Source organism: Almyronema sp. (genome assembly GCF_052168255.1).
Classification (GTDB): Bacteria; Cyanobacteriota; Cyanobacteriia; order Phormidesmidales; family Phormidesmidaceae; genus Sphaerothrix; species Sphaerothrix epifaneia.
In genome coordinates, this window is the sequence record NZ_JBQLZL010000098.1 from 1 (window position 1) to 13,520 (window position 13,520).

Here is a 13,520-nt window from a genome sequence, read left to right on the forward strand (position 1 = left end):
ACGATTCCCGCAACAACCCTGCGGGCACAGAGCCATACAGTACCGACGATTCCCGCAACAACCCTGCAGGTACAGAGCCATTCAATACTAACGGTACCGATGGCACCAACAATCCCAACAATCCGCTCAACAGACCTACAGGTACCGATTCGCTCAACAACAATACTTCTTCTGGCCAATCCAACCAACCGAGTATTACCCGTACGGTCATTGGCAATGACCAAATTGACGTAACCACCATAGATGCTGAGTCGGGTGCTGCCACCCAAACTTCCATCGATTTAGACGCTCAAGGTGGTATTGAAGTTGAAACGCAAGCGCTACCTAGCTCAGAGACAGGACAAAGCCAGCCATAAGCTGCTTTTAGCCCCTGAGGCAGTATTTTACGTTTTGTAACGTTAAACTACTGATAGCTGCCAAGGAGTTTCCTTATGTCTCTTCAAACTACCCCCCAAACTGTCAAGCTTGTTCCTGACGGCCCAACGATTCCGGCTTTGGGGGTGGGCACTTGGGCTTGGGGAGACTCCTGGTTTTGGAACTACGGCAAAGATTACGGTGAAACTGAGGTTCAGCAAGCCTTTGCAGCAGCCTTAGCGTCTGGCGTCAACTTTTTTGATACCGCAGAAATTTATGGTTTTGGTGAATCTGAGCGGTTGCTAGGCCGATTTATTCAGACCGTTGATCAGCCCGTTCATGTGGCGACCAAATACTTTCCCTTGCCTTGGCGGTTTACCGCTCAATCGGTAGCCGAGGCATTAGCCGCTAGCCTCGATCGCCTACAGCTTTCTAGCCTTGCGCTTTATCAGGTGCATTGGCCGTTTGAGTTTTTTATGCAGCAAAAAACGCTGATGACAGCTTTGGCAACAGCCGTGCGACAGGGAAAAATTCAAGCCGTTGGGGTGAGTAATTATTCAGCTCAGCAGATGCGCACAGCCCATCAGTATCTAGCAGAGTTAGGGGTGCCGTTAGCGGTCAACCAAATTCAGTACTCGCTGCTGCATCGTCAACCAGAAACAAAAGGGGTCTTGCCGACAGCCCGCGAACTGGGAGTGACCATTTTGGCTTATAGTCCCTTGGCTCAGGGTCGGCTCACGGGTAAATACACTTTGCAAGCCCAGCAAAAACCCACAGGAGCCCGTCGCTTAGACCCTCGCTTTAACCCAGATGGGTTGGTCAAGATTGAGCTAGTCGTCAAAACGTTGCAAAAAATTGGTGAGAAATACGAGCGTACTCCCGCTCAGGTGGCGCTCAACTGGCTGATTGCTCAAGGCAATATCGTCCCCATTCCAGGTGCCAAAAACGCTAGCCAAGCCAGCCAGAATTCGGGAGCCTTGGGCTGGCAGATGACGCCTGACGAACTGGAACAGCTTAATCGGGTCAGTCAACCCTGGCGCTAAAGCGAACAATAGAGCAATTTTCTAAACTGTCATAGCAACTGTCACTAGTAGACAAAACCTGCTTAAGGTTGTGAGCAAGATATCACCCTCACGGCTAGCAGGTTTTTATGCTTGGCGCTTACATTACTCAGATGGGGCATTGCTTGCCCAACTCGCCCATTACAAACGATCACCTCGAAGATTACCTTGGCAAAGTTAACGGCAAGGCTTCTAAGGTCAAACGCCGGATTTTGCAAAGTAATGGTATTCAGCAGCGCTACTACGCCCTCGATCGCCAGCAAAAGACAACGCATTTGAATCACCAAATGGCAGCGATCGCCATTCGCGATGCCCTGTCAAAGTCTGGATTAGAACCCACTGCTTTTGATCTGCTGTGTGCCGCCACTACCTGGCCTGATCTACTGGTTCCGGGTTTTGCCAGCATGGTACACGGCGAACTCCCAGAGCTAGCCCCTTTAGAGGCAACCTCCCACCAAGGCGTTTGCTGTGCGGGGGTAGCCGCACTCAAATATGCCGCTTCGCAAATTGCCCTAGGGCAAAAACGCAATGCGATCGCCGTCGCCTCTGAACTGGCGTCTCGCTTGTTTAAGCATACTCAGTTTGAATCGCAGCAGGCAGCCGAAGCAGGCAAATTCCTCAGTTTTGACACTGAGTTTCTGCGGTGGATGCTGTCAGATGGGGCTGGCGCTTGCTTGATTCGCGATCGCCCCCAGGCGAGTGGCCTCAGCTTGCGGATTGATTGGATTGAGCTGATTTCCCACGCCAACGCCTATCCGGTCTGCATGTATGCTGGTACCGAAAACGCCTTAGCGGCCAAAAGCTGGCTAGACTATCCCACCTACAGCAAGGCGGCTCAAGTCGGTAGCATCAATTTGCGGCAAAATATTCGTCTGCTCGACCATGTGATCAAGCTAGGAGTTGAAGGTTGGCTGCGGCTGATTGACCTAGGCCGCGTACAGCCCGATCAAATTGACTGGCTTCTGTGCCACTATTCTTCACATTTCTTTCGTAGCCAAATTGTGGAGTTGCTAGAAAAAGCAAACTGCATGATTCCAGAAGAAAAGTGGTTCACCAACCTCTACACCCGAGGCAATACGGGCTGCGCCTCAATTTTTCTGATGCTGGAAGAATTGTTTCATTCTGATCAACTACAACCGGGGCAAAAAATCTTTTGTTTTGTACCCGAAAGTGGCCGTTTCACCACCGCTTATATGTTGCTGACGGTTGTAGCGGCAGATCCTCAAGCCCTGCCACCCTTACCCCATCAAGAAGCCGTTGACCCCAGGCAGGTCGAAGACGCTACCGCCAACTATTTACGACTTCAAACAGGCTGTAGTGGCTCAGGGGTTGAATCTGCCAATCTCCCAGCGCCAAGCTTCACGGCTGAAACTTCGCCTTTGCTCCGTCAGCTAATGCTGACCTGGCTTGACTTTGAACGACGCTTACAGTCAGTCCCTATTGTCCGTCGGTTAAACCGAGGCGAGTTTACCCTGGCCGACTATCAGGCACTGCTACGCAACTTACGGCCTCAAGTCGTAGACGGTGCCCGCTGGATTGCCCGCGCTGCCTCAAATATGAGCGATTTTCGGTTGCGATCGCTCTTTATTGGCCATGCTCAAGACGAACACCGCGATTTTCAAATGTTAGAGCGTAACTATGTAGCGGTGGGGGGAAATCTAGCTGACATCGTAGCAGCGGAGAAAAACATTGGCAGCGAAGCCCTTTCTGCCTTTATCTTTCACCAAGCTTCTCAAGCAAACCCCGTCGATCTCATAGGTAGCCTGTTTATCATCGAAGGGCTAGGAAACCGCTTAGCTGGTCAGTGGGCCAACCAAATTCAGCAAACGCTCGGCCTTAGCCGCGATCAGGTTTCTTTTCTGGCCTATCACAGTGACAATGACGCCGCCCATATCGGCAAGTTAGAGCCGCTCTTAAAAGCCGACTGGCTCACGCCAGAGCTGATTCGACGCATTGTTAAAACAGCCCAGGTGACAGCCCGACTCTACTTACTGCAATTAGAGGAGATTCAGTAATGTCACAGGTTTCAGAAACCCCTCTCTCTCAATCTACCGTCGCCAATTCTGCTTACGATCGCACCAATCCTAATGCTTGGGATGTTTTGTACTTAGATCAGGCAATTCCAGTCGATGCGGTAGCCAAGGCTTACATGATTCGCGATCTCAAAAGCTGGAGCCGCATTTATCTGCTATTTTCCATCCGCCTGATCGCCAACTGCTTGTTGGCAGTCATTCTAACCTGCAAACGTTTGCTGCCGTTTCAGTTTCATACTTACGGTTTAATGCATCGTTCGGCCACTTGGTTTCTTAAAACCTGGGTGTCGCCAGAAGCTTGCTACCTGATTGTGCGCCACATTGGTTTGGGTTCTAACATCATCAATTTCTTAATTGACAATGGGCCAGATCCAGCCATCAAGCGATCGCAGCTTTACCCCCAAACAGTAGACGACCTCACCGACAATGCTTTTCTAGAACATGATCTGATTCTCTACAACTTTGTTTACGATTTTCATCAAGCCCAGCAGAGCAACCCCACCTGGCTAACGCAAGTTCGCCACCGGGGGATCTGCTACGACAGCATCCAACCCATCACTCCAGACATTGACTTCACTCGGCGCTGGCACCGCTTGCTCGATTTAGAATCGGCCATCGAATTGTTTAAGGTGTTTTATTCGCTCTGCCTAACCAGCGCAGAATTTGAGCGAGCCGTACTATCTTTACAATTTGATGAAAACTTTGGCTGCTATGTCAGTGCGATTACAGATGACTATCGCTGGAACCATGTGATTTCAAATCGTCATCCCCTAGCACCCAACAGCCCCTTTGCCGCCGCTCGTGATTTGCTGCTCCACGGAATTACAACTGAATACCTGCACCGCTACTTAGAAGTGCAAAAAGAACAGACGACCTAGCACGGATGAGAGTCGTATCAAGCCACCAATAGCCTCAGTGATTTTGCTTATTTTCGTCCACTGGCTTGATGCAAAAAATACGGTCTTCTGCCCCTGCCGTTGGGTAGTATCTAGGTATGCCTCAGCATCCCTTTTGCAGGCAATCTCAGGGCCGGAATCGCAATATCATGTCAAAACAGCAGTATGTAGAACTCCTGACGCGAGGGGCTTCTGCCTGGAACGATTGGCGATCGCAGTTTATTCGACAACCCGCAAGTGCAGTTGCCTTAACCCCCCTCGACTTAAGAGAAGTGGTTTTGGCTAAAGCAGATTTAAAACAAATTGACCTCAGCTACGCCGACTGCTGCATGGTCAATCTGCACAACACCGATCTGCGTCGCGCCAATCTTAAAGAAGCTTTACTGTATACAGCTGATCTGTCTCAAGCAGATTTAACAGAAGCCAATCTGGTAGGAGCCGATTTGCGAGAGGCGTGCTTAGAGCAGGCTAATCTGCGGTGGGCTTTGTTAGATGCGGCTGTATTGTCGATGGCGGAACTAGGCGGCAGCCATTTGCGAGAGGCCAGTCTGCGCAACGCCAACCTCAGCCAAAGCCGTCTGCGCGGTACAGACTGCTGCATGGCTGATTTCACTGAAAGCAACTTACAACAGGCAGACCTCACGGACGGCACGTTTTATACTGCCAATTTTCAAGGGGCTAACCTCAAAAAAACCAATTTAACTCGGGCTGATCTTCGCGAAGCCCACTGTGTTCAGGCTAACTTTCAAGATGCGATCGCCCATCAGGCCAACTTCAGTTTGGGCAGCTTCTCCCTGGCAAATTTAGTAGGGGCAACTTTATGCGAAGCCGACTTACACTTAGCCAACCTCAGTATTGCCAATCTGTGTATGGCCAATTTACGACAGGCTAACCTGATCGGCACTGTCCTTTTTGGAGCCAATCTCATTGGCTCTAATCTGCATCAGGCCAATCTAGCCTATGCCAATCTGGCAGAAACCGATCTGCGCGAAGCCATGCTGAACGGAGCCAACCTGTCGAATGCTAGCCTCAAGCGAGCCAACCTCAGTATGGCCAACCTCAGAGACGCCGACCTCACCAATGCCGATTTGCGCTACGCCAATTTGAGTGACACCAACTTGGCAGAAGCCAAGCTTAAAGGCGCTCAGTTAAAAGGCGCTATTTTGCCCGACGGCAGCCAGCACGATTAAGCAAGGGGTGCCAAACGTTCGGCAATGACGGCATAAAACGGGTCACCACCAACCCCTAGCATTTGCAAAAAGCTAGGCACCTGAGAAACGTTTTCAATGACTTCAGGCTGACCAAAGCCGGAAACCGAACCGAAATAGCGCTTAACTAAGGCCACTCGGCCTGATTCACTGTTGTCCCGCCAAGCGGCGATCGCCTTTTGGTAGAACATGCGGTTAGAAAAGCTGATAATAGCCAATCCACCGGGCTTGAGTACCCGGTAGATTTCGGCAAAGACCTTTTCGGGATACTGCAAATACTGCACCGAAACCGCATTCAGCACAGCATCAAAGGTTTGGTCGGCTAGCGGCAGGGTTTGATTTTCGTTTAAGTTCTGCACAAAATAGTGGTCTAAGCGTGGGTTTTTAGCCAGTTCCGCTGCGTTTAAACCATGCCCTTCGACATGCTCAAAGGTGAGATCATCCGGCAGGTGCGAAACCCAACTACTCATCAGGTCTAGAATGCGACTGTGAGACGACAAGCGATCGCGGTAGAGATGACCGAGCTGCTGAATAAAGCCTTCATCCACATGGGTAACGAAGCGAGGCAGATCATAAAATGTCTCGTCGTTGGCAAAATCTAGCTTTTGGCGCTGTTCGGGAGTGAGCAGCATAGCGTGATCCTTAGCCCTAAAGAACTGTTGTCTAGTGTAGAAAATTTAGCCGCCTACAGCAGCGCTGAGGCGTTGATTGGCCGCTTGCAGGTCAAAGCGATCGGGGTCAAAATCGCTACCGACCCAGTCCCACAAGGCCAAATAGTCTGGATCTTCCGGGTCATTGAGCCGCTCTAGCAGTTCTTCATATCCCCAGATGCCGCCGCTGTTTTCGGGTGGGCAAGCTAGCGCCCCGTCAAGGCAGCAGGGATAGCTTTGCTGCGGCGCTAGCGGTAAGATGGCTTCTACCCAAATGCGGTGTAGCCAACCGTCGCCAAAGTCATAAAAGTAGGTAAACTGCGTTTGGGCTTGCGGAATTAGTTCGCCCAGATAAACCTGTTGTTCATCCTTGAGCGACCGATCAAGTTCAGGGTCAAGCAGGCCATAGCGATCGCCGTCAATCTTAAACTCATGCGGGTGTAGATTTTGCCAGCCCATCACCGCCTGCACAATGACGTGAAGCTGAGCCAGTGAGCTATCGGCTCTCACCTGGCAACGCCGCCAAATCGCAGGGTCACTGTCGATAAGGGTGACAACCAGTTGATAAATTTGAGCCTGATCCACAGCTTCTCCTTAGAGCGTTTTCTATCAAATGTTGACGCGTTTCTGCGCCAGTTTGGGGCGACCCAGCGATCGCACACATGACCTCAGCCGTCAGGTTGCCCGGTTGCCTTCCTCGTCTTTATGGGTATACATATCGCGCGGGCTTACCAATTCGCCCATGCGCCGCCGCTCGTTGCGGTAGGCATTTTCGGTATATTTGTCGTCGCTGTATTTACCTAGGCCAACCGTTGCGTACTCCTCCTCCCGCACGCCGCGCCTATCGTCCTCAGAGCCATAGGGGCGATCGACTCCGTGTACAGCGTCTTCATCTGAGATTAGGTCGTTCTTTTCACTCTCCCCACTCTGAAAGTGGTAGGTGTGGACGAGTTCATGGAACAGGGTGATATCAGTGCGCTCATTTTCTTGCCAGGGGTTATGCGCTTTTAGCGCCTCAAACTGCCTAATAGCACCCCCCTCTTGGCGCTCCTGGGTATCTCGGTTCTTAAAATACTGCGGCGTGTAGTCAACGTAAGGGTTCTGGGTGCCTTTGCTTTCGGCAGCAGTCGGATTTTTGTATTGGCTGTAGGCGTTTATCGTCACCTTCTTAGCGCTCGTTTCTAACGAGGTCTTGGCGATCGCTTTGAGCAGGTCACGCCCTACACCCGTTTGGGCAATCTTCACCAGATCTTTCATAGTCTCTTTCTTGATAATCCGCTTGACCAAAGCGTTATATTCCTTCTGGGGTTCCTGGGTCGCCTCGTCTAGTTCATCCCTGCGGCTCCTCGCCTGAGCGAGTTGTTGACTGGCAACTTCAAGCGCTTTCTTCTCTTTCTCAATCACTTGATTAGCCACCTGCAAATCAAGGGCGTCTTTTTCTGGGTCGAGCGATTCTAGGGCTTTACTTTTCTGCTTTATCGAAGTTTCCAGTCGAATTTTTTCGTCAAATGCCTGATCAAATTCCTTTTGGATTAACTCGCGCTGAGTCTCCATCTTGCGAATTTTCAACTCTAGCACCAAAACTTCGGGGGGGATGGATTCACCAAGTTCAGCGCTACGCTTGGCGAGATCATAGGTGCCGTAGGACATATCCGGGGCAATCACCAAGTTCGACTCATTAGCAAAATAGATGTCGTTCAGAAGAGCCGTAATTTCAACCAGTTTGTCCTGCGTGATCTGGTTGGGCCGCGTTGCCTCGCTTGGGCTGTCAACCACTTCAAACGATCCGGCGATGAGTGAATTTAACGCTTTTTCATCCTCCAAATCCTGAGCGGCGATTTGGGTCGAGATCTTATCAGTGGCGTAATAGACAGTCTTCAGGCTTTTCAGGATGGATTCGTACTGAGATTCTTCATAGGTGCCGCTTGTGAGCTGGGTGAACTGTTGCGCTAAATTCTGAAGGCGTTCGCCGTACTGATCATGGTTGTGATAGCCCCGCATGCCGTCAAGCGCCTCGCCTGTGCGCTTCTCCAGATCCAGCAGTGTGGTTTCTTGATCGTTGTAGGACTTAAAGCTGCCCCAAAAACCGCTGAAGCGGGTAAAGCTCATGGGCTGGATCATCACATTTCCGACCGATGCAGTTGGGGTTTCGGTGGTCTGCGCTTTTGCCTCTATGGACGGTGATGATCGCATCATCGCCCCCCCTTTCTGCTGACCTTTACGGGGCCATTCAGGGGTAATCAATGGTGAACTTCCCTCTGGAAACACGCTCAGGCGCATCGGGTCAAAGCCCATCGTTCTTGCCTGCGCTAGCTGCGCTTGCACATTGGGAGCCGACGTTTGCCTGTTGACAGGGGCAAAAGGACGACTCGCAAAAGGAGCCGTCGCGGCGAAGTAATTTGGCTCGGCATGGTTGAAGGGAGAGGACTCAAACGGGTTCGCAGCCAGATCCAAGGTCGCCGCTGATGCCTGGTGGCCAAGCTGAGGTTTTTTTATCACAGCAGCGGCAGTAGCAGGGTGCCGTTTAGAAGCGCGATGGGGCATAGCTATTCTCAAGCCGCAGTAGAGCAAGCCATCTTTCTTATACCCCACCGTTCTGCCTTTAAGCTACTAAATCCCCAACTTGTGCGGATTTCTCAATGCAACCATGATGTTTTGTTTAACTCAATGCCCTCTATAGCTGATTGCCATGTTCAATCGTCCAGTCTTGGCCTAGCTGAATGGTAATGTCAGAATCTAGGTTGCCAGTGCTCTCTACCCGTACTTCGCCAATACCTAGAAAACGGTGCAAGGTTTCGGCGCTATCAAGGTCGCCTTGTTGAGCGATAATGCGCGTTACGTCTAGGGTTTCATTCCAATCGCGATCGATAAAGACGTTGGAATAGCCACTGTCATAGAGTGCATCAATCAAAGATTGCACAGCAATTTCGTCTCCGGTGCTATCTTGCACCGCCACTCGCACGTAAGAAGGATCGGCGGCTGTTTGATACTGACCAATGCCATGGCCAAAATACTGCTCAACTAGCGTGTCAATTTCTCGGTAGTTGGGTAGCCAGTAACTAAGTTCGTACTCTTCTGGTGAGCTGAAGTCCCCAGGCAACATCAGCATCTGTACGTTTGAACGGTTGGTTTGGGCTGCGTACCCCACCAGTGCTAGCAGTTCTTCGACGCTGAGATTGGTGTCTACGTTGTTTTGAATCACTGAAAGAATTTTGGGCAGGCGGGCGATCGTGGCCGGATTGAGGGTTTGTTCTACCAAAGCCCGCATCAACATTTGTTGTCGCTGAATGCGGCCAATGTCGCCATAGTCGTCGTAGCGGAAGCGCAAAAACTGGAGCGCCTGATCGCCATCAAGCTGTTGTTCCCCTGCTTTGAGGTTGATGTAGAGATGCTGGCTGTCATCCTGGTACTTCATATCTTTGGGAACGTTTACTTTCACGCCACCCAAAGCGTCTACCAGTTTTTCAACCCCCTGCACGTTGATACGTACATAGCGATCGATCGCCACACCCCCTAGCAGCTCACTAATCGCTCTAGCACTGAGGGCAGGCCCACCATCACGATTGGCTTCATTAATTTTGGTCATCAACCCCTCGATACGGGTGCGGGTATCGCGAGGAATAGAGAGGACGACTAACTGCTCTGTATCAGGGCTGAAACGAATCAGCAGCATTGTGTCAGATAAGCCTTCAAAAGAGTTGACTAGGGCGTGATAGCCCAGGTTTTCAACTTCTTCAGGGGGAGTGTCTAGGTCTGTGCTGAGAACTTTGACACCCAAAACTAAAATGTTGACCGGGCGGGTTAGGCGCGGCAGGCGTAAGTTGCTTCCAGTCGAAATTGGATCGCCTTGGCTAAAAACTTCGGCTTCTTCAGCAGACAGTTCACTTTGAAGTAGCGGCGTGCTGGAGAGCGAAACCGCTAGCAACGCGCCTGCCGTTGCCGAAAATGAAGCAACTCCCGCCAAGACAATACTTACCCCAAGCCATCGAGGAATTCTACCTCGGTGCTTTTTAGCCGTGGATCTAACAGACGATTTATGGGGCTTTTTAGAACTAGACACAAGCTACCTCAGTCGGACAGCGAGGGAATTAAAGATAAAGGAAAAATAGCCTTGAGCAGTGGTCGCTGCCGCTTATTTTTAGCAGCATGTTAGCAGGCTTTCAGGAATTTGTCGCAAATTGCTACTTGCCTTGCAAAAGCGGCCAGAGCTGACCTCAAAGTCAAAGCTGCGATCGCGACTTGGCTGAGCCTAAAGCATTCAGTCCGACAGCTTTGAGCCGTTCAATCAGCGACCCACAGCTAGCTTTTAGGCGAACTAAAACTAGGGTAAGCGATCGCTGAACTGACTCAACCCTGGTAGCTTAACCGATTTACCCCGCCACAGCCGCAAAATCAGCCAGAGGTTCACCAGAAAATAACCAGAACCAATTAAACTGCTGGTGACCAACAACCGTAAAGCGGCTGTTTCTGAAAGGTTTGCCCCGGTGCCCAACACCAGGTAAGCACTCAGCCAGCTCAAAGCCAAAACAACCGCAAGCTTACTAACAGATTGCTCTTGGCGATCGCCCTGCTTGAGCGATAGCGTCCACAGGGCCGGGAAAAAGCCAAAGACAGGGATGAGGTAAAGGGAAAGCTTGACACGGTTGGGCATGGGGAGTAGTAGAAGGTGGTGAGTAAGGAGAGTGGGGTGTTCCTGATTTTAGCGAAGACCCTGGGGTGACGTTGCTGAGGCAAGAATTGGTCATCTGCACACCTCCATCTCTTCTATCTTCCCCATCTTTTCCCCCTCCCTCTCCCCTCTGCCTCTCCCCCATCGCTTCCCTCTCCCCCATCTTTTCCCCCTCCCTCTTCCTCATCGCCTCCCGCTTTCTCTATTCTCCTAAAATCAGCTCTAAGCGGCGCTGTGACTGCTGTAAGGCTTCCTGCGGTGGTGTACCTAACAAAGCAGCTTCGATCGCGCGGCCAAAGTTTTCTGAAAGATAGGTGTAGCCAGGAATGATAGGCCGCGATCGCGCCCAGTCCATTTGTTTGAGAAATACTTGCAGGGTGGGATTGTCTTTGACGAATTGCTGGTAGGCAGGGCTGGCGCGAACGGTCAGATTGGCTGGCAGGTAGCCAGTCTCTAGCGCCCAGGTTTGCTGAAAATCTGAGCTTAAAATATAGTCGAGAAATTCATAAGCGGCTTGGGTTTTGGCGGGTGTGGTTTGCCCCAGAAAAAAACTTTCCCCGCCGACTACAGCGGCAGGCTGCTCACTTATTGGCAAGGGAAACACATCAAAGTCAATGCCCGCATCTCGTAGCTGCGGCAATGTCCACGGCCCGGTAATTTGCATCGCCACGTTACCAGCAATAAAGCTATCAATTTCAAAACCCCGCTCAGGCGAAGACAGCACGGCGGCACCATCTTGCACCAGATCAGCGCCGAGCTGAAGCGCAGCGATCGCACCGGGATTGACCAAATCGGGCTGGCTTCCGGTCGCTAGACGCCCCCCAGCACTATAAACAAAAGGCAGCCAGACAAAGACAGTCCATTCGCCTTTGCCCAGCGAAAGAAAAATACCGTGCTGGTCGGCGCGGCCATCGCCATCGGTATCTTGGGTGAGTTGTTGAGCGGCAGAGCGAAAGTCGGCCCAGGTTCGGGGAACTTGATCAATGCCAGCAGCTTGAAACAGGCTGGGACGATAGAAAATGGCCGCATTGTTGGTAGCGAAAGGAACTGACCAAATATGCCCTTCTAGGCTCATGGTTTCTATCAGCGCTGGGTCGAGCTGGTCTTTATAGGGCGATCGCTGCCACCAGTCATCAAGCGGTTGAATCGCCGCTAGCTCTACGAGTTGCCCGGTAAGGGTTGGCACGTACCAAAGCAAGTCGGGGGCAGCATTGCCGACAACCGCTGTCAGAATTTTAGGAATTTGCTGATCGGGCTGACCGACATAGAGACTTTCAACCTCAATGTCAGGGTGCGTCTGGTTAAAGCGTTGCACTAAGGTCTGAAACACCTCGCGGTTACTGGGGGGGCTAATTCCCTGCCAGAGGGTTAAATGCACCCTAGAGGGGCGATCGCTAGCCGATTCACAGCCGCTTATCAGCAAGCTGCTAACCAGTAAACCTATCAAGAGCGATCGCAAAAGTTGACGCATAACATCTGCTGCTTAAAGTTGCCTTCTATGTTACTTTTTCCAGGGCAAACCTCTCATTCCACCCAGCCTAAAGTCATGGAAGGGATCTCAAGCTTAGAAATACTGACAGGACAGCTCCAGGCCATTTCATTGGGGCTAATGCTTAGACTGCTGAGTGGTATCGCTATCTTGTTTGTCGGTCGTTGGGGAGCCAACTTCTTGCAGCGTTTGCTCAAACGATTGCTGCTACGAGCAGGCATTGAAGCAACGCTAATCGCCTTTGCCAGTAATGTGGTGTACTACGGCATTGTCAGCTTTGCCGTGTTAATTGCCTTGGGGCAGATGGGCATTGAAACGACTTCTTTGATTGCAGCGGTTGGTGCAGCCGGACTTGCCGTGGGGCTGGCTCTGCAAGGGTCACTCTCTAACTTTGCCGCCGGAGCGCTGATTATTTTATTTCATCCTTTTCGCGTTGGAGATTGGATCGAAGGGTGTGAAGCTTCAGGTTACGTCGAAGATATTCAGCTCCTGACAACTGTGATTCGGACTTTAGATAACAAAACAGTAATCGTACCTAACAGCAACTTGATGAGTCACAACATCACCAACTATTCGGCTCAGGGAAAATTGCGGGTTGATCTAAAGGTGGGCGTTGCCTATAGCGAAGACATTGATCGCGTCAAGCAGGTCATTCAATCAGAACTGGCAAAAGACAGCCGCATTTTAACCGAGCCTAGCCCTATGGTAGGCGTCGTTGAACTTGCAGACAGCAGCGTTAACTTTGCTATTCGTCCCTGGACACGCACCGAAAACTATTGGCCTGTCTATTTCAGCACCTTAGAAAATGTGAAAAAGCGCTTAGACGCAGAAGGAATTACCATTCCGTTTCCTCAGCGAGATGTGCATCTTGTTCACACCAACCAACGCTAAGGTAGCACCAGCCAGACAACGGGTTTTTAGCCTGCTGGCTGACGGCTTCGTTAACCACAAATGATCAGCAAGGGCGACAAGCGAGTTGAAGTAGCCAAGCATCCATCAGCATTTAGCAGGCGATTGGCGCACAACCGCAGACACTCAAACACTTGCGGCCACGTTTTTATGATCCGCCTGTGAAGACATCCTCGCCTCGGCTCAGTTCCGCCAAAAGTGGTTCGGTTGCTACCAATAGGATCCTTTTGAAAGCGCTAGGCTAGGAAAAT

11 protein-coding genes and 1 pseudogene are annotated in these 13,520 nt (G+C 51.1%); 6 read left to right on the forward strand and 6 right to left on the reverse strand.

Going from position 1 to position 13,520, the window contains the following annotated elements:
- The 5 genes and pseudogenes from ACTS3T_RS20305 to ACTS3T_RS20325 form a co-directional block, all read left to right on the forward strand.
- Positions 1 to 356 (forward strand): annotated as a pseudogene (locus ACTS3T_RS20305) (hypothetical protein); the annotation flags it as partial.
- A gap of 75 nt (positions 357 to 431) precedes the next feature.
- On the forward strand, positions 432 to 1,397 hold the full coding sequence (locus ACTS3T_RS20310) for an aldo/keto reductase (protein ID WP_462935468.1): 966 nt from the start codon (positions 432 to 434) through the stop codon (positions 1,395 to 1,397).
- Positions 1,398 to 1,504: 107 nt separating this feature from the next.
- On the forward strand, positions 1,505 to 3,430 hold the full coding sequence (locus tag ACTS3T_RS20315; RefSeq protein ID WP_462935469.1) for a 3-oxoacyl-[acyl-carrier-protein] synthase III C-terminal domain-containing protein: 1,926 nt from the start codon (positions 1,505 to 1,507) through the stop codon (positions 3,428 to 3,430).
- Positions 3,430 to 4,326 (forward strand): DUF6999 family protein, encoded by an 897-nt coding sequence (locus tag ACTS3T_RS20320; RefSeq protein WP_462935470.1) that lies wholly within the window; start codon positions 3,430 to 3,432, stop codon positions 4,324 to 4,326. Before ACTS3T_RS20315 ends, ACTS3T_RS20320 begins: the two co-directional genes overlap by 1 nt.
- 167 nt (positions 4,327 to 4,493) lie before the next feature.
- Positions 4,494 to 5,534 carry a pentapeptide repeat-containing protein gene (locus ACTS3T_RS20325; protein ID WP_462935471.1) on the forward strand — a complete coding sequence of 347 codons (1,041 nt, stop codon included), beginning with the start codon at positions 4,494 to 4,496 and terminating at the stop codon, positions 5,532 to 5,534.
- Here ACTS3T_RS20325 and ACTS3T_RS20330 read toward each other — a convergent pair.
- The 6 genes from ACTS3T_RS20330 to ACTS3T_RS20355 all read right to left on the reverse strand — a co-directional run bounded on the left by ACTS3T_RS20330 (position 5,531) and on the right by ACTS3T_RS20355 (position 12,342).
- Complete coding sequence (locus ACTS3T_RS20330; protein WP_462935472.1) at positions 5,531 to 6,184, reverse strand: class I SAM-dependent methyltransferase; 654 nt, start codon at positions 6,182 to 6,184, stop codon at positions 5,531 to 5,533. The genes ACTS3T_RS20325 and ACTS3T_RS20330 overlap by 4 nt on opposite strands.
- A gap of 45 nt (positions 6,185 to 6,229) precedes the next feature.
- Positions 6,230 to 6,787, reverse strand: a complete 558-nt coding sequence (locus ACTS3T_RS20335; RefSeq protein ID WP_462935473.1) for a plasmid pRiA4b ORF-3 family protein — start codon at positions 6,785 to 6,787, stop codon at positions 6,230 to 6,232.
- A 90-nt stretch (positions 6,788 to 6,877) separates the two neighbouring features.
- Complete coding sequence (locus ACTS3T_RS20340) at positions 6,878 to 8,746, reverse strand: M91 family zinc metallopeptidase (RefSeq protein ID WP_462935474.1); 1,869 nt, start codon at positions 8,744 to 8,746, stop codon at positions 6,878 to 6,880.
- A gap of 130 nt (positions 8,747 to 8,876) precedes the next feature.
- The gene (locus ACTS3T_RS20345; protein WP_462935475.1) at positions 8,877 to 10,262 is read right to left on the reverse strand and encodes an LCP family protein; all 1,386 of its coding nucleotides are present in this window, start codon (positions 10,260 to 10,262) and stop codon (positions 8,877 to 8,879) included.
- A 261-nt stretch (positions 10,263 to 10,523) separates the two neighbouring features.
- Positions 10,524 to 10,853 carry a hypothetical protein gene (locus tag ACTS3T_RS20350; RefSeq protein WP_462935476.1) on the reverse strand — a complete coding sequence of 110 codons (330 nt, stop codon included), beginning with the start codon at positions 10,851 to 10,853 and terminating at the stop codon, positions 10,524 to 10,526.
- A 220-nt stretch (positions 10,854 to 11,073) separates the two neighbouring features.
- Positions 11,074 to 12,342, reverse strand: a complete 1,269-nt coding sequence (locus ACTS3T_RS20355) for an ABC transporter substrate-binding protein (RefSeq protein WP_462935477.1) — start codon at positions 12,340 to 12,342, stop codon at positions 11,074 to 11,076.
- 27 nt (positions 12,343 to 12,369) lie between these two features.
- Between ACTS3T_RS20355 and ACTS3T_RS20360 the strand changes: the two genes are divergently transcribed.
- A complete protein-coding gene (locus tag ACTS3T_RS20360; RefSeq protein WP_462935478.1) occupies positions 12,370 to 13,251 on the forward strand; it encodes a mechanosensitive ion channel family protein in 882 nt (293 codons plus the stop codon).
- Positions 13,252 to 13,520: the final 269 nt, after the last annotated feature.